Source organism: Thermoproteus thermophilus (assembly GCF_055392855.1).
The window spans coordinates 917726-938323 of record NZ_AP042466.1; the positions used below are offsets into that span (position 1 = coordinate 917726).

At 60.3% G+C, this 20598-nt stretch carries 19 protein-coding genes, 1 tRNA gene and 1 pseudogene; 11 read left to right on the plus strand and 10 right to left on the minus strand.

Translation table 11 applies throughout. The annotated features are described in order from the left end of the window. Positions 1-25 precede the first annotated feature (25 nt). The 4 genes from ACZ5PA_RS05455 to ACZ5PA_RS05470 all read right to left on the minus strand — a co-directional run bounded on the left by ACZ5PA_RS05455 (position 26) and on the right by ACZ5PA_RS05470 (position 4288). Positions 26-1927 (minus strand): S9 family peptidase, encoded by a 1902-nt coding sequence (locus ACZ5PA_RS05455; RefSeq protein ID WP_464929330.1) that lies wholly within the window; start codon positions 1925-1927, stop codon positions 26-28. A 20-nt stretch (positions 1928-1947) separates the two neighbouring features. Beyond that, positions 1948-2934 (minus strand): pyridoxal phosphate-dependent aminotransferase, encoded by a 987-nt coding sequence (locus ACZ5PA_RS05460; RefSeq protein WP_464929331.1) that lies wholly within the window; start codon positions 2932-2934, stop codon positions 1948-1950. Between the two features lie 74 nt (positions 2935-3008). Then, positions 3009-3449, minus strand: a complete 441-nt coding sequence (locus ACZ5PA_RS05465) for a regulator (protein ID WP_464929332.1) — start codon at positions 3447-3449, stop codon at positions 3009-3011. After that, a complete protein-coding gene (locus tag ACZ5PA_RS05470) occupies positions 3446-4288 on the minus strand; it encodes a KaiC domain-containing protein (RefSeq protein ID WP_464929333.1) in 843 nt (280 codons plus the stop codon). The genes ACZ5PA_RS05465 and ACZ5PA_RS05470 overlap by 4 nt, the downstream gene beginning before the upstream one ends. Before the next feature lie 176 nt (positions 4289-4464). Between ACZ5PA_RS05470 and ACZ5PA_RS05475 the strand changes: the two genes are divergently transcribed. Continuing rightward, positions 4465-4665: a hypothetical protein gene (locus tag ACZ5PA_RS05475; RefSeq protein ID WP_464929334.1), complete on the plus strand. Its 201-nt coding sequence runs from the start codon at positions 4465-4467 to the stop codon at positions 4663-4665. A gap of 171 nt (positions 4666-4836) precedes the next feature. Here the strand turns inward: ACZ5PA_RS05475 and ACZ5PA_RS05480 are convergent, their stop codons facing one another. Continuing rightward, positions 4837-5574 (minus strand): thioredoxin domain-containing protein, encoded by a 738-nt coding sequence (locus tag ACZ5PA_RS05480; RefSeq protein ID WP_464929335.1) that lies wholly within the window; start codon positions 5572-5574, stop codon positions 4837-4839. A 50-nt stretch (positions 5575-5624) separates the two neighbouring features. Next, a complete protein-coding gene (locus tag ACZ5PA_RS05485) occupies positions 5625-6245 on the minus strand; it encodes a hypothetical protein (RefSeq protein WP_464929336.1) in 621 nt (206 codons plus the stop codon). Positions 6246-6311: 66 nt separating this feature from the next. Between ACZ5PA_RS05485 and ACZ5PA_RS05490 the strand changes: the two genes are divergently transcribed. The 3 genes from ACZ5PA_RS05490 to ACZ5PA_RS05500 all read left to right on the plus strand — a co-directional run bounded on the left by ACZ5PA_RS05490 (position 6312) and on the right by ACZ5PA_RS05500 (position 7704). Continuing rightward, entirely contained in the window at positions 6312-6542 is a 231-nt protein-coding gene (locus ACZ5PA_RS05490) for a hypothetical protein (RefSeq protein ID WP_464929337.1), read from the plus strand. Between the two features lie 195 nt (positions 6543-6737). Further along, the gene (locus tag ACZ5PA_RS05495; protein ID WP_464929338.1) at positions 6738-7103 is read left to right on the plus strand and encodes a hypothetical protein; all 366 of its coding nucleotides are present in this window, start codon (positions 6738-6740) and stop codon (positions 7101-7103) included. A gap of 495 nt (positions 7104-7598) precedes the next feature. After that, a tRNA-Leu gene (locus tag ACZ5PA_RS05500) sits at positions 7599-7704 on the plus strand. 76 nt (positions 7705-7780) lie between these two features. Here ACZ5PA_RS05500 and ACZ5PA_RS05505 read toward each other — a convergent pair. Both ACZ5PA_RS05505 and ACZ5PA_RS05510 read right to left on the minus strand, forming a co-directional pair. Next, a complete protein-coding gene (locus tag ACZ5PA_RS05505; RefSeq protein WP_464929339.1) occupies positions 7781-9481 on the minus strand; it encodes a SelD-related putative sulfur metabolism protein in 1701 nt (566 codons plus the stop codon). Continuing rightward, positions 9478-9714, minus strand: a complete 237-nt coding sequence (locus ACZ5PA_RS05510) for a sulfurtransferase TusA family protein (protein WP_464929340.1) — start codon at positions 9712-9714, stop codon at positions 9478-9480. Before ACZ5PA_RS05510 ends, ACZ5PA_RS05505 begins: the two co-directional genes overlap by 4 nt. Before the next feature lie 233 nt (positions 9715-9947). On the opposite strand from ACZ5PA_RS05510, the gene ACZ5PA_RS05515 reads away from it, so the two are divergent. From ACZ5PA_RS05515 to ACZ5PA_RS05525, 3 genes and pseudogenes are all read left to right on the plus strand, one after another. Further along, positions 9948-10856, plus strand: coding sequence for a fumarylacetoacetate hydrolase family protein (locus ACZ5PA_RS05515; RefSeq protein ID WP_464929341.1), 909 nt, complete (start codon positions 9948-9950; stop codon positions 10854-10856). Then, positions 10853-11830, plus strand: a complete 978-nt coding sequence (locus tag ACZ5PA_RS05520) for an alcohol dehydrogenase catalytic domain-containing protein (protein WP_464929342.1) — start codon at positions 10853-10855, stop codon at positions 11828-11830. The genes ACZ5PA_RS05515 and ACZ5PA_RS05520 overlap by 4 nt, the downstream gene beginning before the upstream one ends. 296 nt (positions 11831-12126) lie before the next feature. Beyond that, a pseudogene (locus tag ACZ5PA_RS05525) lies at positions 12127-12328 on the plus strand (hypothetical protein). A 153-nt stretch (positions 12329-12481) separates the two neighbouring features. On the opposite strand, the gene ACZ5PA_RS05530 reads toward ACZ5PA_RS05525, so the two are convergent. Further along, positions 12482-12829 carry a vitamin K epoxide reductase family protein gene (locus ACZ5PA_RS05530; protein ID WP_464929343.1) on the minus strand — a complete coding sequence of 116 codons (348 nt, stop codon included), beginning with the start codon at positions 12827-12829 and terminating at the stop codon, positions 12482-12484. A gap of 152 nt (positions 12830-12981) precedes the next feature. Next, a complete protein-coding gene (locus tag ACZ5PA_RS05535; RefSeq protein ID WP_464929344.1) occupies positions 12982-13983 on the minus strand; it encodes a hypothetical protein in 1002 nt (333 codons plus the stop codon). A gap of 134 nt (positions 13984-14117) precedes the next feature. Here ACZ5PA_RS05535 and ACZ5PA_RS05540 point away from each other — a divergent pair, with 134 nt between their 5' ends. The 4 genes from ACZ5PA_RS05540 to ACZ5PA_RS05555 all read left to right on the plus strand — a co-directional run bounded on the left by ACZ5PA_RS05540 (position 14118) and on the right by ACZ5PA_RS05555 (position 20589). Next, the gene (locus ACZ5PA_RS05540) at positions 14118-15401 is read left to right on the plus strand and encodes a DNA double-strand break repair nuclease NurA (protein ID WP_464929345.1); all 1284 of its coding nucleotides are present in this window, start codon (positions 14118-14120) and stop codon (positions 15399-15401) included. A 112-nt stretch (positions 15402-15513) separates the two neighbouring features. Beyond that, entirely contained in the window at positions 15514-17337 is a 1824-nt protein-coding gene (locus ACZ5PA_RS05545) for a helicase HerA domain-containing protein (protein ID WP_464929346.1), read from the plus strand. Further along, a complete protein-coding gene (locus ACZ5PA_RS05550; RefSeq protein WP_464929347.1) occupies positions 17334-18491 on the plus strand; it encodes a DNA repair exonuclease in 1158 nt (385 codons plus the stop codon). The genes ACZ5PA_RS05545 and ACZ5PA_RS05550 overlap by 4 nt, the downstream gene beginning before the upstream one ends. Further along, complete coding sequence (locus tag ACZ5PA_RS05555; RefSeq protein ID WP_464929348.1) at positions 18469-20589, plus strand: AAA family ATPase; 2121 nt, start codon at positions 18469-18471, stop codon at positions 20587-20589. The genes ACZ5PA_RS05550 and ACZ5PA_RS05555 overlap by 23 nt, the downstream gene beginning before the upstream one ends. Positions 20590-20598: the final 9 nt, after the last annotated feature.

Consider the following 20598-nt stretch of genomic DNA (forward strand, 5'->3'; position numbering starts at 1 on the left):
CATATAGCCAGGTGGCGCGCTGGATTTAAGCTTTAGCGCCTCCTCCCAAGTGTTTCTCGAGCCAATACAGCTTCTGCCTTAAGTCCTCGACCCTATGCCTCGGCTTGCCCTTCCTAGTGAGCTCGTGCGACTCCCCGGGGAACAACACAAGCCTCGCGTCGACTCCGTTGAGCTTCAGAGCCGTGTAGAAGGCGACGCCTTGATCTAGCCAAGTCCTGTAGTCCTCTATGGAGTGCACCACTAGGGTCGGCGTCTTGGCGTTTTTAGCATAGAACAACGGGCTCTTCTCGAAGCACTTCTCTCTGTCCCTCCAAGGCGTACAGCAGATCTGGTCCTCGACGAAATACCATCCTATGTCCGTGGTGCCGAACATGGAGATCCAATCGCAGATGGATCTCTGGGTTATCGCTGCCGCGAAGCGGTCCGTGTGGGTTATTATCCAGTTGGTCATAAAACCGCCGTAGGACCCGCCGGCGACAGCGGCTCTCTTCTCGTCGAGGAAGTCGAAACGGCTCAAGGCGTAGTCCACGGCCTCCATGAGATCCAAGTAGTCCCTCTCGCCGTATTTGCACCTTATATCAGCGAACTCTTCCGAGTACCCGTCGGACCCCCTCGGGTTGGTGTAGACCACGGCGTAGCCCCTAGACGCGAGCAGCTGGAACTCGAACATGAAGCTCCAGCCGTAGGCCGTCTTGGGGCCTCCGTGTATGTAGAGGACCCAAGGCGTCTTGCCCTGGCCCCTGGGCCTTAAGACCCAGCCCTCTATCTCGACGCCATCGCTGGCCTTGAAGGAGAAGCGCTCAGGCCTCGCGAAGCCTAGGGCCTCCTTGACCGCGTCATTGAAGCTCGTCAACTTCTCGGACTTGCCGCCTTCGTATATGTAGAGCTCCTTCGGCGAGTCGGCCGTCATGTATGTGTAGAGCACCCTCTCCCCCTCCGCCGAGAACTCGTCGACGACCCCCTCGCCGCCTATTAGCCTCTCCAACTCGCCGCCGAGGCTCACTCTGTAGAGCTCAGCGGAGCCTCCCACCGTGGCCATGAAATATATGAAATCGCCGCTCCACTGGACGACTTGCGAGTAGCTGGGCCCTCTTACGTCGCTGTTGAGGGTGTTCACAGCGTTTCTGTCGAACCCGCACGTGAGACAGCGCTCTGTCCCGTCTAGCCAGTAGACGTAGACTCTGTTATGCGATGAGAAGCCCCGTTGCATCTTGTGGCCCAACACGGCGATAGCGTCCGATTTAGGGCTCCAAGCTATGTGGTGGTCGGACACGAGCCCCTTGGCCAACGTCTTGTGCTCCTTGGTCCTCACGTCGTAGACCACTAAGTCGACCAGGTAAGGCCTCAGCTGATCCTTGGCCACCGTATATGCCACGTACCTCCCGTCGGGACTCCACGAGGCGTGCTTCACCCTAGCCCAGCCCTCGGTGATCTGCACCTTGAGGCCGCTCTGGGCGTCGACCAAGTACAAGTGCGACTCCACGTTGTAGGCGTACCCGAAGTCGTTAACCCACAAGGGGAGGCCCTCGACGTGTTTCACGTCTGGCTCGGGCTTTCCCCTATACGCCACGACGACTAGCCTCGACCCGTCGGGGGACCAGCCGAAGTCGAGAACGCCCAGCGGGAAGTACGCGAGCCTCCTCGGAGCGCCTCCCCTCTCGAGGACCCAAAGGCCCATCCCCCTCGACTTTTTGCCGAGCCCCCTCCTCGACAGAAACGCAATTCTAGAGCCCTTGGGGAGCGGCGCGATGTCGGTAGGCCCGGGCAACAATACCCTCGCCTCGCGGCTCGAGACGTCGATCTCCCATATGGACGACTCGTATCTATCCCTCTTGAGGTTTATCCTCGTCGCCACGAAATAGCCTTTGTCCCCCGCTAAGGCCGGATTCGAGACCAAGACCAGCTTGGCCAGATCTCGCGGGTCCATGAAGCCTATTGGCCGCCTCTTTATTTGTTACAGACGTCGTTCAATAACGCCAGGGCCTCCGTCAACTCCTCCTCGGGCTCGACTAAGGCTATCCTCACGTGTCCGGGCCTTCCGTAAAGATCGCCCGGCAGGACTGAGACGCCGGCCGCCAACGCCCTCTCGAAGCAGTCCGGGCTCGCGCGGGGGAACACGTAGAAGGCCCCCGAGGGCTTGACGAAAGGAAGCCTTAAGGTCCCGGCGGCTAGCTCGGCCCTCTTGCCGTACACCTCGGAGACCTCGCGCCTGCGGCGCGGGAGCGCGCCGATCGCCGAGGCCACGGCCTTTTGGACGTGGGTGGGCGGCACATTTATAGTGGCCTTGTTGAATCGCGCCACTTCTCTGACCACATCCCTCGGCGCGATCACGGCGCCTATCCTCAACCCCGGCGCCGAGAAGACTTTAGAGAAAGAGTAAACGACGGCGACGTCTGGGGATAACTCCAAGGGCGAAGTGAACTCCCCGAAGACTATGTCCCTGTAGATCTCGTCGCTTACTACGAACTCCGCCACGTCGACGAGCTCCCTCACCTTCTCCTTGGGCAACACGACGCCGGTGGGGTTATTGGGGTAGTTGACCACGTAGACCCCCCGCTCCGAGAAGCTCGGCAACCAGCCGTCGTCGGCCTCGACCAGCTCGAGCCCTATGTCGAAAACCCTCGCTATCTCGAAATAGCCGGGATAGAAAGGCGATGGCGTGAGGAGCCTCCTCTTGCGGAAATGCCACATAAGCGCGGCGAGCCCGTGGCGTCCTCCCGCCACGGCCACCACCTCGTCGGGCTCTACGCCGAAGATCTCGGCGATTGCTTCTCTGAACTCGGGGAGGCCCTCGGGCGGGCCGTAGTGCAAGTCGTCGACTCTCCTCAACGCCTCGACCAGCTCGGGAGGAGGAGGGACGTCGGGATCGCCTATGTCCAACCTGTGGCGAGGCCGCGCCTCCTCTATACGCCTCATCGCAGAGGCGAAATCCATGTGCGAAACATGGCCTAAATATATGAGCGCAACGACTCCTCACGGCCCTTTCAGTAGCCTCTCCGATCCCGCGGCTAGGCGGAGCCCCGGGGGAGCAGGCTCAATATCTCGGCTAAAGCCCTCTTGACGTTCTCCAGCTTTGCCCTCAGCTCCTCTATTTGCGAGCAGTCGCGCCCTCCCAGCTCCGGCGGTAGCTCGATTTTGAAGCCCTCCTTGGCCAATCTCTCATACGCCTTGGCCACCAGTTGCCCGGCCTTGGTCTCGCCTCTAAGATGGCGCCTCACGGTGGCCTCGGTGACGCCGAGCTCTTCCGCTATCCTCGACGCGGTGACGCCGGCTCTCTCCCTAGCGAGCGCGGCGGCCGCCGTGTAGAGCGAGTCGACCCAGGTCAAGCGGGCGGCCGGATCCCTCATGGCCTCCAAGGCCTCTTTGTCCAACAAAGACATCACGAGCAAGGCCGACTCGAGCTTGCGTATTTCCTCTCTGCCTACGGGCTTTAGGGGAATCGACATCACTCCTCCCCCTCCACCTCTATCCTCCTCGGTTGTTTTTCGGCCTCCTCGACCGCCCTCCTCATGGCCTCGACATCCTCCTTGGGCAAGCCGTCTATCCTCACGGAGGTCCCCGTCAGCCTTATGTATTTGTCCCAATAGATCTCGACCCCCGTGTCCTTTATCTCCATGGGGTGTCTGACCATGGAGTGCTTCGTGTCGCGCATCTTCCACACTATTATGGAGCGGTAGAGCTTCCCGTCCACTTCGTCTAGGTCCAGCCTTATTATCCCATCGACGGCGTGTTCCACGCCGGGGCCTCCAAAGCCCCTTTCCCCTACGGACACCTGGGAGACGAAAAACGCCGTGCATCCCAACCCGGCTATCACCCTCTTCAACGTCATTATCGTGCCTCTGGCCATCGCGGGCTTAGTTAAGTATAAGGTCGAGACCGAGTCCACGACGACCCTCTTGGCGCCCAGATCCCTTATCGCTTGCCGCAACACGTCGCTGAGCTCGTGAACGTCGTCTACTTGCTTCACCACGTACTTCTCCCTCTGCGCGGCGGACCCGACGCCGCCGGTGAACGCGTCTACTACGGCGAATTTGCCCTCGCGCTCGTACTGGGAGACGTCCCAGCCGAAGTGGCGAAAACTACGGCGTACGGCCACTGGGTGTTCCTCCAAGGCTACGAAGACGCCGGCCTCGCCCCTCTTGAGGCCGTTGAAGAGGAATTGTTTGCCCAAGATGGATTTCCCCGTACCGGGTCCCCCGCTGAGCAGCACGACGCTCCTTTCGGGCACTCCGCCGTAGAGTATCTCGTCGAGGCCCGGCACATACGTCCTGACCCTGGGGACGGCCACGTGCGGCTGTGCGCGAATTTATAAAAACATTGATCGGCTGAGGCAATCCGCGTCTTCGCGCTCCCTCACCCTACATCTCCTATCGGCCAACGGCCTCACCTTCGGGGCGGTTCACGGCTTGCCGGGCGGGGGGCGTTGCCCAGCCCCGCGCGGCGAGCGGGCCTCTTTCGCATCTCATGCGTCTAGAATTGTGTGGGTTTAAATTGATCATTCTTGTGACCCTAGCCGACTGGGCCAAGCCCGCCAAGGTTAAGATATACGCCGTCTCCTCGCAAGAGGAGATAGAAGTGATATGCGACGGGAGAGAGGTGAAGCTGAGAGGGGCGAAGACCCACGCCGCGATAGCACAAGCCGCCATGGACTCAACGCCCTCCTGAACTTTCCTGTCCTCGCCGTTTTTTCGGCGGCTCCTGACCTCTCCTGACTTGTCGAAATTTACGCCGGTAGGATATTCAGGAATTCCTACATGGCGCAAAACCCAGCGGATTTGAAAATTCAGGAATTGTCGAAAAGACGCCGAAGATAGGAAAAGTCAGGATGGTTTGCTTTCAGGCGACGTCTGGGGGCCATGGGCGGCGGAATATTATGAACATGGGGGTGCCTATCGCATCTCTGGGTATTCCCAACTCCTCTGCGGTTTTGAAGACCTCTTCCTGGGCCGCCGCTACGACTTGGACGTAGTCTGTGGCGTTGACTGGGCAGAGAGTCTTGGCGTATTCCCACTGGGCCAAGGGGTATGTGTCGTTGCCGGCTCTAATGTGGGAGGCCGCTATTTTAAACACTTCGTCGAGGGCGCGGTAGAAGGCCTCTCCGCCCTCCCTCTCGTATACGCATCTAAGCGCCAGCCACGTCGCCACGCTGGCGTTGAAAAGCTCGCCGGAGAGAGACGCCGTGTGGGCGGGGAAGTACCTAACCGCCAGCAAGACGGTGCCGTTCTGCACGTATTGCCGCAGCGCCTCGCCGTAGTCTACGTGAAACAGCGCGCAGTAGGGACAAGTGGGGTCTGTGAAGTACACCACGACAACCCTCGCGCCGGGGGAGCCCACTGTGTAGGCGGACTGCATCACGACATCTTCCCGGACGTGGACTGCTATACACACGACCCACCCCTTGTAGTAGAGAAAGACCTGGAACGCGCCCCTCTCGGCCAGCCTCACGGCGTCTAAGACGGCCGGCGTGTTGCCCAGGCAGAGGTAGGCGTTCGGCCTCGGCAGAGACAGCAAAACGGCGGCGGTTATGGCCACTACGGCCAGCGCCACTGCTAAGGCAGGGAACCACCACTTCATACGCATAGAGACCCAAAAAATGGGGGGATAAGGAACGGGGAAAAATGGGGTTACGGAGTCGGCCAGACTAGTATCGGGACGCCGCCTATTTGGCTAGGGGAAAAGCCTAAGCGGCTCATGGCGTCGCGGAAGTCCGCGCCGGTGGCTGTAGTTATTACGTATATCACAGATACGGTTATGTTCAGCGGCTTCTCCACGGGGACGTCGTTGAGGGGCCGGTCGAATAGTCCCACCTCGTAGTACGTCCTGTTGCCGAAGTGCCTATACACGTAGATGGAGTAGAGGCGCCAGTACTTCCCCTCACGGGCGCACCGGAATGTGAAGGGTATTTCAGTGCCGTTGGTCCTGCCCAGTATGGGCGGGTGGTTAAACGAGCCGTTGCTGTACCAAATGCCGAAGTACACGTACCAGCCTCCTTCGACTTCGTACTTCAAGGGCAAGGCGTAGGGCAGATGCACCGTGATCACGCAGTGGGTGCCGTTGTACTTGAAGTCGGCCCACAACACCTGGCCTCTAGGCGTGGTCACAGTCGTCGTATTTGTGGCGATCACCGTCTTGGTGACAGTAGTCGTCGGCTTGGCCAACATGCCTCCGATGAGGCCGGCGACGAGCGCGACGGCTATCAACGCGACGAGGACGGCCTTCTCCTTCTTGTCCAACAAGTCGAACATGGGAAAAAAGTTGTGCCGATTTAAAAAGTGCTCATGTATTAACGCCTGCGCATCACAGCCGCCGCCATGATAGGGGCGGCCAACAAGACAGGCGCCACCTCGCCGACGCCGCGCTTTGCAGAAACAAAACTTGCACCCGCTGACGACGACGTCGTTGTAGGTACTGGACATATAGTTGTAGTTGTACATGATGCACAACTAGTAGTACTAGTAGTACCACATGTATTTATTATTGCTGTGCAGACTACAGTTGTGCTCGTCACTGTAGTTGTAGTGGTATATGTAATTACGGTGTAAGTGTTACTTGTCACTGTCACCGTCGATGTGACAGTACTTGTTGTATAAAGTGTCTGGGTAGCTGTGGTATAGACAGCAGTCGTCTCAGTAACCGTCGTCGTGGTTGGTATTGTCGTCGTCCAGGTCGTAGTAGTTGTTGTAACCGTAGTGGCGCCGGGGGCGTAGGTGACTGTCGTCGTCACAGTTCCGGTGACTGTGACAGTTATCCAGGTGTATGCAGTCGACGTAGTTGTGGTCGGCGTAGTAACCGTCGTAGTAGTAGTCACCGTGCAGACGCCGGAGGCAGGCGCGGCGGCGAAGCTCAACTTGCCCACACGCGACGGCTTAGAAACGCCGTATCCTGCAACGCCTCCAACGGCCTTGGAGACTGGCTTAGAAACGCCGACGACGTTGTCTACAACGCTTGGCTTAGATACGCCGACGGCGGCAAATTTCACAACTGGCTTAGAAATGCCGACGCCCGGCGGGCTGGCATACGAAGCGCCACACGTGCCGGTTATAACTGTGCAAACTGTAGATACTATTGACCAACTCGTCGCTGTTAAGGTCACAGTGGTGTGAAATACTTCTGTGTACCAGACCGTCGTTGTCGTTGTAACGGTAGTGGTGCCTGCCACCGCTGTGGTAGTTGTCGTCGCTGTAGATGCAGTCGTCGTCCAAGTCGTCGCCGTGTATGTGGTGTAGGTAGTGGCCGTCGACGTTACGGTTTTAGTCACAGTTACGGTAGGCGCATTTGCCGTCGTTGTGACAGTCACAGTGGTATAGTGCGTCACTGTTGCCCCCCTCGCCCCACATCCCGATCAGCCAACGGCCTCACCTTCGGGGCATACGCGACTTGCCGAGCTCCGCCCAGCCTCGCGCGGCGGGCGGGCGCCTTTCGCAATACTTGAGCCCTAATGCGCAGGAGTTTAAAATAGCTGTCTCGCCCGTCCTCGCTCAACTGCCTCGGCTTTAGTGATAACTCAAGTGACACGCTCTAGGCAGAGCTATGCGTAGCCTATTCTCGCGTCTTCGAGTTGCGAAAAAGCTTAAAATTTCAGCAGTAAGGAAAAACGAGCGGGGGTGCCCGAGCCAGGTCAAAGGGGCAGGGCTTTCGGCGCAGCCGGCCCACAAGACCCTGTGGCGTAGGCCTGCGTGGGTTCGAATCCCACCCCCCGCACCAATCGGTTTCGCCAGAGGGCTACTCTACACAAGCGTCTTTCAGGAGCCGCGGGGAGGTTCAGGGTAGAAGCCGGCGTCTACTTCGCCTCGAAGTCCTTGAAGGCGCCCTCGGCCGCCTCCCACGTCAGCTCGGCTATCTTGCAGCTGAAGCGTGCGCACAGCTCTTGTAGAAACTTCTCTATCCTGTCGCGGTCGCCCTCGACGACGACTTCGACTCTCCCGTCGGGCAAGTTGGCCGCATAGCCCGTGAGGCCGAGGGCCCTCGCCTTGGCCCTCGCCGTGGGCCTAAAGCCGACTCCTTGCACCTCGCCCTCGATAAGAGCCCTGGCCCTGGCCGCCTTCTTGACCGCGAGAGCGCCAAGCACTTGCGTCGACCCTACGAGCTTTTCCCTCAGCTTCTCGCTGGATATATACCCAAGCGCCCAGTTGGGCACTATCAGCCGTCCCTCGCCCTTGCCCAACACCCTCCCTATCACCGAGGGCCTCAGCCACGGCACCTTCTCGAGCTCGTCCAACAAGACGTCGGCCAGCTTCTTGTGGACGAATATGGCTATGGCCCCGTTGGTGCCGGCCGTGGCGTCGGGCATGATGAAGTTCTCGGCCGCGAATTTAGAGACGGCCGGACCCAAGAGGGGCACGTCGTGGAGCTCCACGTCCACGCCGGCGCGCTCGGCCACTTCCTTGAAGACGAACACGCCTGGTCCCGACACGTCGATCGTCGCGGCTATGTGGGACTCCGGGTCGAACCTCCCGCCTAGCTCCGGCAGATGTTCGTATACGACGCGGGCGACCTCGACGTTGGGGCGCGCCATTAGCTCCAACACGGCCCTCTTCTCCTTCTCGAACTCCTCCAAGGGCTTGACGGACTTCTCGAAGGCCTTGAGGAGCTCCTCGTCTGTATGGATCGCCACGTACGTGGTGAAGTACGCGAGCTCCCCGAAAGGCCTCGTGACGATCACCACGAAGTCCTCGTTTATGTGGTTGTAGAACGTCGGGGGCTCCTTGTCGAGCGGGCCGTAGGCGGTGGCGCCCAGGAGCAGATACCCCCTTCGCGGCAAGGGCGCCTCGACGAGCTTCCCGAGCGACGAGGCGTGCTCCTTGACTGTTGCCTCGATTCTGCCGAAGTACTGCTCCGGCGCGTCGTAGACAGGCGCTATCGCGATATCCTTGTGGACCCCCTTGACGTATAGGTCGTTCAACGCGTTGTTTAAGGCCACGGCCACTTGCAAGGGCGAGTCCAAGTCCTCCGACGGGTCTATCACTTGTATCGTGTCGTTGTTGGCTAAGATGTAGCCCTCGTCCCCCTTGACCTTCAAGAAGTCCACCATGAAGAACTCGGCGCCTTTCTTCGTGCTGACTATGGAGTGGCCCTTGCCCAGCCAAACCCTATGCCTTGAGGAGCCCAAGGCCTTGTAGAGCTTGGCCGCGTACTCGGCGAACTTGTCCGGCGTGGCGGCCTTGGCCATATAGAGCTGGACCAACACTATGGCCAAATCGGGGGCATAGGACTCGAGGAAGGCGGGGTCCACTCTGGGATCCTCTGGGTCCAAGAAGAGGCGCCTCAGCTCCGCCTCAGCGCCTTTGACTATTGCGGCGTCCTCCCTGGGCGCTATGATTAAGTTCAAGCGCGATATCTCGTCCCTCAACAACTCTATGGCGGGGTACAAGACGTCGTAGAGGTCCACCTTGACGGAACAGCCCAACGAGAGCGACTCGAGCGCGATGCCCGCCTCTCTATATATCCTCACCCTCTCCTTGAACTTCTCTGTGGGGTTCATCTCTTCCTGATAACTATCTTCCAGAGGCCCTCGCCGATTTGGTACACGCCGACCACCTCGTGGCCCTCCTTCTTGGCTATGGCAGGCACGTTCTGCACCGACGGCGGATTGTCCGTCACGACCTCGAGCTCCTCGCCGGGCTCCATGGACCTCAAAGCCTTAAGCGTAGCGAGTTGCGGATACGGGCAGACGTAGCCTCGGAGATCCAACACCCTCCTCTTGGCGAGCTCCACAGCACGGATCCCGTTTACGAAACATAAAGACTTCGGGGAGTGCACAATTTTCATGGCTCGAGAAGACGCGCGGCCGCCGGCCAACGGCGCCCAGTTCTAGAGATCGGAATTTTCTAGAAGGTACGGCCACATGGCTTGCGAGTTGCCTAAAGCCGTGGAGAACTTCGTCGACTCATATCACGCACGACGCGACCATCGTCGTTATTGATTTAAAGAGCCGTTATGACCGCTTCATGAAGTTGCTCACGTTTAGGAAAGACGGCGTGGTGAAGGTGGGCCTCTGGAAGGAGGGGAGAATCCTCGATTTGCCGGAGGCGTATAGGCGAACTTTCGGAGCCGCCGAGGCGCCGGACTTCCTCTACAGTATGCGCAAGCTCATTGCGGTGGGGGAGCCCGGCCTAGAGATCGTGAAGAGGCTGGAGGCCAAGGCCAAGGGGCCTTTCTACGCGCCGGGCGAGTTCATCTGGGAGCCTCCCGTGCCGGACCCCGAGAAGATATTCGCCGTGGCCGTGAACTACAAGGCGCACGGCCAAGAGACGGGCGTCAAGCCGCCCGAGAGGCCCTATTTCTTCCCCAAGTTTCCCAACGCCTTGGTGGGGCACGAGGGCAAGGTGATAAAGCACAAGGTGGCGCAGAAAGTGGACTGGGAGGTGGAGCTAGTGGTCGTGATGGGGCGCGCAGGCAAGTACATCTCCCCGGAGGAGGCGCTCGATTACGTCTTCGGCTACGCAGTGGGCAACGACATCTCGGTCAGGGATTGGCAATTTCCGCCCGGCTGGCCTCAGCAGTTGAACCCCTACGGCCAGAACTGGATATGGGGCAAGTCCATGGACACGGCGGCTCCGGTGGGGCCTTGGATAGTCACTAGGGACGAGGTGGAGGACCCCAACAAGCTGAGCCTCAGGCTTTGGGTGAACGGAGTGTTGGAGCAAGAGGGCAACACGTCGGAGCTGATATTCAACGTACAACAGCTAATACACTGGGCTTCGCAAGGGATAACCCTAAAGCCAGGCGACTTGATCTTCACGGGCACGCCGCCCGGCGTGGGCTTCCCCAAGGGCAAGTTCTTGAAGGGCGGGGACGTGGTGGAGGCCGAGGTGGAGAGGGTGGGCAGGCTGAGGAACTACGTCGTGGAGGAATGAGGGCCGCCTATTTCGAGACGCCTGGAGAGCTGAAAGTTGGAGAGTTCCCGGACCCCGAGAGGAGGCACGGGGAGGTCTTGATAAAGGTCCTCCAAGCCGGCGTCAATCCCATAGACAGAATGGTCGTTAGCGGGGCTGTACGAGCGTCCCCCATGCCCCACATCCCCGGCGCGGAGTTCGTGGGCGAGGTGCTAGACCCCGGGACTAGCGAGTTCAAGAGGGGCGACCGCGTGGTGGTGTACAACAGGATCTTCTGCGGGGGGTGTAGGCAGTGCCTAAGAGGAGAGACCCAGTTGTGCGAGGCGGGCGGCATCATCGGCGTGGTCGCACACGGCGGCTGGGCCGAGCTGGCGTCCGTGCCAGCCCGTAATTTGGTGAAGACCTCCGCCCCTCCCGAACAAGCGGTGGGCCTCCCCGTGGGGGGCCTCACTGCTTTTAACATGGTGAGACGCGCCGGCGTGGCCCTCGGCGAAAGAGTGGCCGTGATCGGCGCCACGGGAAACGTGGGCGTCTACGCAGTCCAGCTGGCCAAGCTCGCAGGCGCTTACGTAGTCGCGGTGACGAGGAGGGCGGATAAATTCGCCACGCAGTTGAGGGAGCTGGGCGCAGACGAGGTGTTGACGCCCGAGGAGGCAAGGAGGGCGCCTCCTTTCGACGTGGTGATAGACCCCGTCGGCGCCGCTACTTGGGAGCTAAGCTTGTCCATCTTGGCGAGGGGAGGGAGGTATGTAACGGCCGGCGCGTTGACGGGGAGCGAGGCGAGGCTAGACCTCCGCAAGCTCTACGGCTCCCAGCTCTCGGTGCTGGGCAGCACCGGGGGAAGGCGCGTGGACCTCGAACTACTGACTTCCCTTGTAGAAAGGGGCCTCGTCAAGACCCCCATATATCGCCAATACCGGCTGGAAGAGGCGCCGGAGGCCCTCAAAGCCCTCGAGGACTCGGACAGACTGGGCAAGGTCATCATAACCATCTAGATCCGCCCTGTCCAGCCCTCCCGCGGCTAAATAGAGGAGCTCGAGAGGGCCCAAAAGGCGCCCGCCCGCCGCGCGGGGCTGGGCAGAGCTCGGCAAGCCGCGTATGCCCCGAAGGTGAGGCCGTTGGCTGATCGGGATGTGGGGCGAGGGGCGCGTGGGCGGTCTAGCCCTTCGACGTGATGGGGATCAGCAGAGGCGGAAGCTCGCTAGATAGAGCAGGCGATGGACGCTTCTATACACACCACCGAGTAGTTTTATTTCGGATCCTCTAAGTTATCGTGGATATACAAGAGCTTGTGGAGAGGGAGGAGGAGGCTAGGCGTATTAGGAGAGAGGAGGCCGACTGGAAATTCATAGAATCCCTTCCGCCTAAGTTTGAAGGCCGCTGTGTTGTTGTTCATAGAAACCGGCGACTTGAGGTTAGCCCAGAAGATCTCCGGCGCAACCCTGGAGGAGTTCATAGACGTGCTTAGAGAAGCGGGGGTCTGGGCCCCCTAGTGCCCCCTTCGCCTCTCATTTTTGTCGGCCAACGGCCTCACCCTCGGGGCGTTTGCGGCTTGCCGGGGAGGGGCACGCCCCAGCTCTGATTGGCTAGCGGACGCGCTCAAGTCGAGCGTGCTGGGCGGTGTACAGGCAGACGTCTTAATGCGCTCATAACAATAAAATAAAGGAGATGGCCAAGCCGATTGCGTGGGCCACCGTACAGTATAGACAAAACGCCCGCAACTTAGCCTCCAGCGCCGCCAACACGGCGACTCCTATAATCCCCAAGAGCGCCCACGCGGCGCCTGCGCCTATGAGATACGCCGGGACCGTCCCGGCGAACCACAAGGCGCCTATATACTCCAGAGGGACTCCAAAAGGCCTCGCGTAAGGCGAGACGAGGACTACTTCGCAACCCATGAGGCGCGCCCTTCGGCAAATCCCCTTCGGCTTAAAGAATATGGCGTACACAACACCCGTCGCGCTCAAGGCCGATAAGAGCAAGAGCTTAAGCACGTGGAGAAGAAGAGAAGCCGGTTTAATCTTTGCCGTGCAGAATTTTCATCAAACGTCGAGCGCTGCGTAATCGCCGCGATCGAAAAGCGTGTACGAGATCCGCTTCGACGCCCATCGTAAGGGCAACTCGAGATATACCTCGCGGGAGGCGCTCACTCCTCGACCACGGCCAGGCCTGATCTGTAAAGGAGGTCCACTAGGTGTTCGTGGACGGGCTTCTGTTTATCCGGGTAGAAGACCTTAGCGCCTTCTTCGTACAGAAAGACGAACATATCGCGCCGTCGCTTCAATTGTTGGGGCGGAGGGCCCCAGACGACGAAGACCTTGTTGAACCTCCTCCTCGAGACTGAGGCGGGTACTGCCAGCCAAGGGCACACGTAGATCTCCGCGCTCCCGTCGGCCGTCCCGTCGATGGACAAATAGGCCAGCCCGCACCTGGACCTCGAGTCGAACTCGTACTCGCCGTGTAGGCCCAGCGCAGACGCCATCCTCCTGGCCCTCATCTCCTTCAAGGCCAAGAGCTCCTCGAGCACCAAGTCGGGGTAGGTGGCCGGGTTCACGACTAGGCCGAGCTCGGGGTCGAATATAGCGAGGGAGCCTATCTTGAGCCTCGAGGAGGGCCTCGGGCCGTAGACTTCCTCGTATAGGCCCCAATCGGCATCGCCAGCCGCCTCGCCTTCCACCAAGGCGAGCAGACGCGGGTCGTCGAGAGAGCGGAGCTCCTCGGCCACGTTCAGCTCCACCGATGCGGGGACAGCCATATAGCGGCTTAAGAGCCCGGCCAAGTAGGGCGGCGAGGCCACCACGTCGTCGGAGAAGTGCATCGCGAGGCCCCACCTTATCAGCTTCTCGTACGCGTCGGTGAGCCCTAACAGCTCAAGCCCCAACACCAGTTGCCCCTCAACGGTTAAACTCCTCGCATATCTGGCGTACAGCGCGGCCAGCCGCTCGTCGTCGATCCTGGAGGACACAAGCGCGGCCAACTCCCCCGAGCTGGCCTCGGCCCTCTTCACGTCCTCCTCGCCGGCCCCCTCCGAGGCCTCCATTAGTTGGACCCAGCGGGAGCCGTACCTGGCCTCGAAGTCGGCTACTAGGACGTCCTCCGATCCCTTGAAGACGGCCCTCTGGAACCTTGCCTCCAACACCTCGGCCACATTAGCCCTCAACCACCCGTATTTTACTTTGCCCTATACGGCGCTCTGCGCGATTCCGGAGGCTGGATTAAAACTTTTTATGAGCCCTCCTCGAGGCGTAGCAATAAGCCCTATTTATACGGCTTAGTTATTATGTGGATCACTTCTTCGATCTGTTCATAAGGGAGGCGAGGAGGAAGATCGATAAGTACGTCGAGTATCAGAGGTCGGGCCGCTCTTTCAGTTTTCTTCTATCCATGATACCGATCGAGGAGGCCCCCGAGGCCTCTACGGACGCGCCGACCGCTGCCGTGGACGGCGGGATAGGCGTAGTGGAGCTCGACAACGGCCACAAAATACTCCTCGCGCGCGCCGCGGCTGTCGGAGGGGGGCTTCTGAAGAGGGAGTTCATAGCCGACGTCTTGACAGTGGACTCGGCGGCCGCGTCGTGGGCCTACCTCATCCTGGCCGAGTCGCTAGCGGGCGTTGCGGCGTTAGAGGAAGGCGGTTTCGACTACTTGCTCATGGACGGCTCTCTCTACGCAAAGGCCATTATGTTAATACATAATCTCATATTGACGAGGGAGTTCCAGTCCATATTCTACGTCCCGGAGATGATAATGGCTCTCTTCTCGTTGACGGAGCTCCTCAAGAAGGCCGAGGAGGCGGGGGTCCGAGTAGTCTTCGTGTCTAAAGACTCGAGGTTCAAGATCCTGAAGGAATACGTCGCCTTTGAGGCCTTGAGGGGCAAGATAGACGACTTCATAGTCGATAAGGGGCTGAGCTGGTACTCGGTGATGTGGTTGAGGAGGTTCAGACGCGCGATCTTTTCGGCATATCAGAGGCTCAAGGGCGACCCCGAGGCGGCGCCCGCGTTGGACGCCTTGTTTAAGCAGTCCGTGACCGACGCGGTGGTGCTCGCCGGCATGAAGGCGCGCGCCTATACGACCCCGATGTTGCTCGGCGCATGCGACGCTTATATGAGCTACAAGGGTCTAACGTCGGTGAGCAAGCTCATGGACGCCGTCGAGGACAGAGTCGAGGACGCAATGGCCTTTAGAGGGGAGAGCTCGACGTCGGATTATTTGAGGATGGCGCACGAGGCCCTCTCCTCCGTGCCCAAAGTGATCTTGTTCTATCTAAAACCCTCAGAGTCCTCAGAGCCGCTCCTCGTGGAGACGCCGTTGGCCCGCAGCAGGATGTTCGACGGGGCGTCAGTTAAGGCCTTCTACCCTCAAGCGTCGGTCGACGACGCGGTATCCTTGTTGTTGGCGCAGTACAAGGACGAGGCCCATTACAACTACTGGCTCTGGTACGCCCACGAGGTGGCCTCCTTCAAGAGGAGCCAGCTCGCCGAATACGCCGTGTATATAAAACAAATGCTGAAGGGCGCCGGGGTATCCATGGCGAGGAGGATCAAGATGGCCATGGGCTTGTAGGCAAAAACTTATTATCTACCCCCCTCCTCCTGCGTGAGCTGAGCCTATTTAAGCCCTATGGATATTATGACGTGATCGTCGTTTTTAGACAAAAATCTGCCGCCGGCGCTCCATGAAGATAGGATACGTCATAGCCAGCGCGACGCCCACGGAGTTCTTGGCCACGCTGGATCCTGAAAAGCCAGTGAGGCTGTACGAGTACGTCGCCGTGGACAGCGTCGAGGTCCCTCCCGACGAGGAGGAGGCGGTGCAGGTGAGGTTGTTGGGCCAGATAGTCAAGGTGATAAGGGATCCCTATCAGCTCAAGAGGGATCTCCCCCTATACAACGTCGTCGAGAGCGTGTCCCACGACTTGCTGGAGGTGCAGATAGCTAAGGTCAAGATACTGGGCTATCTCTGGAACGGCGAGATACGCATGCCGAAGCTCCCCCCGAGGATAGGCGCGCCGGTGTATTTGGCCTCCGATAATGAAGTCGCGGAGCTCTACGGCTCAGGGGATCTCTGCGTCGGGAGGCTCTCGGCCAGGCCTCTGGACCTCTGCCTAGACGTTGAGGGGATAAAAAGGCATATGGCCGTCATAGCGGCTACCGGATCTGGCAAGACTTGGTTCAGCGTGGTGCTCATAGAGGAGCTCCTCAAGAAGGGGGCCCTAGTCGTCGTGCTCGACCCGCATGGGGAGTACGTGGCGGTCAGGGACACGGCCAATAGGCTGGGGGGCGTGAACGCGTTGACGGTCAAGGTGTCGAGGCGCCACGCAGGCGATGTTATGTACAAAATAGGCGTGTTGGACATGGACCCCGACGCCCTCGCCGACGCGGCCGGCGTGCCGCCGAAGGCCACCAAGATTCGCTATTCGATATACTTAGCCCACGCCTTGGCGAAATCTGCGGAGAAGGCCGGCGCTAGGCGGGTGGGGCCCAAGGGCTTGGCCGAAATACTGGCGTCCGCCCTTAGGGGGGAACAACAACTGAGGAAGCTCTTGAAGGGCTGGGGCGTGGAGGACGAAGAGAAAATCGGCGAGTTGGCGGAGCTCGCGAAAAGGGATAAACACTCGATATTCAGCGCGACGGCGTATTTGAGAAGGCTGGCCCGCCTGGGCGTGTTCTCGGCCAAGACCACGCCTTTGGCCAAAATAATGGCCGATTTGACCGTGGTCAATCTGGCCGGAGTCGGCGACGAGATACAAGACTACGTGGCTTGGCACATCTTGTCGAGGATCTTCAAGGCCAGGGTCAGACAAGTGAGGGGCCTCCCCGGCGTCAAGCTGGAGAGGCCCGTCGTCGTAGTGGTCGAGGAGGCGCACAGGTTCGCCCCGCCTAAATCGGTCAGGAGGACGAGGGCCTACGAGGCCATCTCCCGCATAGCGGCGGAGGGCAGGAAGTTCGGCGTTTACCTCGTCGTGATCTCCCAGCGCCCCTCGAGGGTCGACCCCGACGTCATGAGCCAAATGCAGTCGCAGATCATAATGAGGATCGTAAACCCCAAGGACCAAGAGGCCGTGAGGGATAGCAGCGAGCAGTTGGCGCAAGAATACCTCGAGAACTTGCCCGGCCTCGACAAAGGCGAGGCCGTGGTCTTGGGCCCCGTGGTCCGCCTTCCGGCGGTCATAAGGCTCAGGGATAGGGTGTTGGAATACGGCGGCGCCGATATATCCCTCGCCGCGGCGTGGCGCAAGGCCGACGCCGACATAACGACTATTTGGAGGAGGCTCTTCAAGGCCCCTCCGCCCCCCTCGACGGCCTTGGCGTCCTCGAGCCTCTCGGCTAAGTCCATAACGTCGGACGGCGGCTCGTGGAGGGTCCTTCTATCAGACGGCGCCGAGGTCGAATTGTCTATAGAGAAGGGCTACGCCAAGTGCAGCAAGTGCGGGTCCGCGGGCTGCCACCACGTCTACAGAGCCCTCTCCGAGGTGGTGAAGGTGAGGAGGGCCGCATGAGGATAGCCCACTTATCGGATGCGCATTTGGGCAGGCAACAATACCACTTGAAGGAGAGGGAGGAGGACTACTTCCAAGCACTCGCCGATGCGTTGAGGTCGGCCAAATCGGCTGACGCCGTGGCGATCACGGGCGACTTGTTGGACACCAGGAGGCCCTCTACGCGGGTCCTATTGAGGGCGCTCGACGTCTTGGCCGAGGCGGGATTGCCCGTGTACGCAATAGGCGGCAACCACGACTACAGCTATTTGAGGCCCGAGGAAACGCCGCTCCGCATCTTGGACAGAGTGAGGGCCATAAGGCTTTTGTGCTTCGACGAGGCCGACCTAGGCGGCGTTTGGATATACGGCGCATGCGCCACCCCCCGCTCCAGGGCCGATGAGTTCAGACAAAGAGTGCTCTCGGCGAGGCCCGGCTCCGTTTTGGCGATGCACCAGGCAGTAGAGGGGGTCAAGGCGAGGTACCCCTCGGCCGTCGACGAGTTCACAATGCCCTTGAGGGCCCTCTCGGGCATCAAGGCCGTGCACATAGCGGCCGGCCACGTCCACGACCACGGAGCATCAGCGGCCGTTCCGGGCGCAAACGGGTCCGTCCAAGCGCTTTGGGCCGGCTCGCTCGAGCTGTGGGACTCGGGGGAGTTCGAGACTTGGGACCGAGCGGGCGGGAAGTGGGAGATGAGGCAAGAGGCCGCGCCCAAGGGGATCTACCTCGTCGACGTCGCCGGCAAGGCCGCCTCGGTCAAGGAGGTCCTCTTGAGGCCGAGGCGGAGGATGTTGAGGCTCAGACTATTCCTCGAGGACTTCAAGGATATCGAGGCGGTGTTCGATGAAGCGGCCAGGAGATTCGATGAGGCTGGGGCCGTGGTGAAGGTGGAGCTGTACGGCGAGGCGGAGGGGGATATAAGGCCGTCGAGATACGCCGCCTTCTTCTCCAAGGCGCTTTACGTAGACGTCGTGGACAGAACCAAGAAGCCCAGAGGAGTTGTCGTCAGGACCGGCTCGGCCTACGAGGCCGTGGAGAGGCTGTTGAGGGAGAAGCTCGGCGCTGGCGCCGACGCCGTCGCCAAGGCCCTCGCCTACGTCAGAGATGGGGATAAGGCCATGGCCGAGAAGATTTTGAGGGAGTGGCTCTATGCTGAAGCGGATAGAGCTTAGGAACTTCAAAATACACGAGGAGCTCTCCGCGGACTTCGTGGAGGGGGTCAACTTCGTCTATGGGCCTAACGGCGCCGGGAAGAGCAGCCTCCTCGAGGCCATCGCGATCGCCTTATACGGGTCGAGGTGGCTCCAGAAGACTAAGAGCAGATGGGCCGACCTAGTGAGGAGGGGGGCCGTCGAGGGGTCCGTGCAGCTGTCCTTCGTGGGGATCGACGGGGTCGAGTACGTAGTGGCCAGGCGCTTCAGCTCCTCGGGCACGTCGACGTCCGGCACGTACTTGATGGCCGACGGCAAGATGGTGGCCAGAGGCGATCAAGACGTCACGGCGCTTGTCGTGAAGGCGTTGGGGCTGGGCGTCGACGAGTTCGCGAACCTCGCCTATATAAGACAAGGAGAGCTACGGCGCATTTTAGCAGAGCCCGAGTACATAGATAGGCTATTTAGGCTGGACGAATTCGACGACTTGGACGAGATAATGAGGGAGCTCCTAGCCGACGTGTCGAGGCGCAAGGAGAGGGCGGCCGGCCGCGCGGAGGAGCTTCGCAAGAGATCGGAGGATCTAGCTAAGCGGGCGCGCGAGGTGGAGACCCAGTTGGCCGAGGCGTCGAGAAACGCCGAGGCCCTCAAGCCGTATTTTCGTCGATACGAGGAGGCCGAGAGGGAGCTGGCGTCGTTGAGGGAGAAAGTCGCCGCGTTGGAGCAAGAGGCCAAATCGCTTAGAACTCTCGTCGACAAGTTGGAGGAGGAGTTGGTCGAGCTGGACTTAGAGATAGAGAGGAAGGTCGAGGAGCTCAAGGAGCTGGAGAAGCTGGAGGCCGAGCTGGCCTCGCTCCCCCAACCGGACCCGTCCGTGGAGTCGCGCTATTACGAGGCGAAGAGAATCGCCGATATTTTGGCCTCGGCGGATCTGCAGATGGCCAAGTCCTTCAAGCCGGAGGAGTTGGAGGCGGCGTATAAGGAGAGGGAGGAGTTGAGGACCAAGAGGGCCGAGGTCTTGGCGAGGCTCGGGCTGGCCAAGGAGGTGGCCAAGTTAGCCGGGAGGGCTGCCGGCGGGAGGTGCCCAGTATGCGGAGGCCCCTTGAACCCTCAGACGATCAAGAAGCACGAGGAGGAGGCCAAGAGGCTCGAGGAGGAGCTCAGAAGGCTGGAGGCCAAGCTCCTCGAGGTCGAGTCGTCTGTGAGGAGGCTCGAGAGAGCTAGGGAGGAGTACTTGAAGGTCAAGGACTACTTATCCCTCGACGTGGACGAGCTGAGGAGGAGGCTCGAGGAGTTGAAAAGGCTTTACGAGGAGCAGAAATCGCTCGAGAGAAGGAGGGCGGAGCTCGCGGCGCGGACGGCCGCGCGGAGGAGGATCGAGGCGGAGCTCAAGGCGTTGGAGGCCAAGAGGGCCGAGGCCGAGAGGGAGCTCTCCGAGACCAGATCGCGGCTCAAGGAGGTCGAAGCCCAGTTGGCCTCCCTAAGGCCTAAGCTGGAGGAGCTGGGCAAGACCTACGAGGAGCTAAAGGCGAAGGCCGAGGCCTATCTGAAGGCCGCTTCTAGAGCCGAGGAGTTGGCGAGGCAGTTATCGGCAATTAGGGCCGAGGCCGAGAGGGTCGGCGAAGAGCTGGAGGCCGCGCGGAGGGACTTCGAGGTGCACGCAAAGGCGGAGGAGAAGGGGAAGGCCGTGAGGGGAGCGCTGAAGGAGATAAAGCCCATCGCCAGGAGGATTCTAATAGAGGCCGTCAACGCCGAGCTCAACGCGACGTTCTTAAGGCTGAGGCACAAGGAAGCCTTCCGTTCTGCCGAGCTGGCGCAAGTCGAGGGGCGTTACTACGTCGTTGTGTCCAGAGACGACGGCCAACGCTTCCTACACACGGCGCTCTCGATCGGGGAGGCCAACCTAGTCGCGTTGGCGTTGCGGGTGGCGCTCGCGAAGGCCCTCTTGGGGAGGCCTCCGTTTTTGATCCTGGACGAACCCACCGAACACCTGGACGAGATCCACCGCCGGAGGATCGTGGAGCTGGTCAGAGACCTTTCGAGGGACGTGAAGACGATTCTGGTGACCTCCCATTTAGGCGAGTTCGAGGAGGTAGCCGACAAGAGGATAGACCTCTGAACTCCGCCA

Excerpts from the sequence above, each read along its gene's own strand:
- ACZ5PA_RS05455 (WP_464929330.1), bottom strand. The coding sequence starts at position 1,927 with ATGGACCCGCGAGATCTGGCCAAGCTGGTCTTGGTCTCGAATCCGGCC.
- ACZ5PA_RS05460 (WP_464929331.1), bottom strand. The coding sequence starts at position 2,934 with ATGGATTTCGCCTCTGCGATGAGGCGTATAGAGGAGGCGCGGCCTCGC.
- ACZ5PA_RS05475 (WP_464929334.1), top strand. The coding sequence starts at position 4,465 with ATGCGTCTAGAATTGTGTGGGTTTAAATTGATCATTCTTGTGACCCTA.
- ACZ5PA_RS05480 (WP_464929335.1), bottom strand. The coding sequence starts at position 5,574 with ATGAAGTGGTGGTTCCCTGCCTTAGCAGTGGCGCTGGCCGTAGTGGCC.
- ACZ5PA_RS05485 (WP_464929336.1), bottom strand. The coding sequence starts at position 6,245 with ATGTTCGACTTGTTGGACAAGAAGGAGAAGGCCGTCCTCGTCGCGTTG.
- ACZ5PA_RS05490 (WP_464929337.1), top strand. The coding sequence starts at position 6,312 with ATGATAGGGGCGGCCAACAAGACAGGCGCCACCTCGCCGACGCCGCGC.
- ACZ5PA_RS05505 (WP_464929339.1), bottom strand. The coding sequence starts at position 9,481 with ATGAACCCCACAGAGAAGTTCAAGGAGAGGGTGAGGATATATAGAGAG.
- ACZ5PA_RS05515 (WP_464929341.1), top strand. The coding sequence starts at position 9,948 with ATGAAGTTGCTCACGTTTAGGAAAGACGGCGTGGTGAAGGTGGGCCTC.
- ACZ5PA_RS05520 (WP_464929342.1), top strand. The coding sequence starts at position 10,853 with ATGAGGGCCGCCTATTTCGAGACGCCTGGAGAGCTGAAAGTTGGAGAG.
- ACZ5PA_RS05545 (WP_464929346.1), top strand. The coding sequence starts at position 15,514 with ATGAAGATAGGATACGTCATAGCCAGCGCGACGCCCACGGAGTTCTTG.
- ACZ5PA_RS05550 (WP_464929347.1), top strand. The coding sequence starts at position 17,334 with ATGAGGATAGCCCACTTATCGGATGCGCATTTGGGCAGGCAACAATAC.
- ACZ5PA_RS05555 (WP_464929348.1), top strand. The coding sequence starts at position 18,469 with ATGCTGAAGCGGATAGAGCTTAGGAACTTCAAAATACACGAGGAGCTC.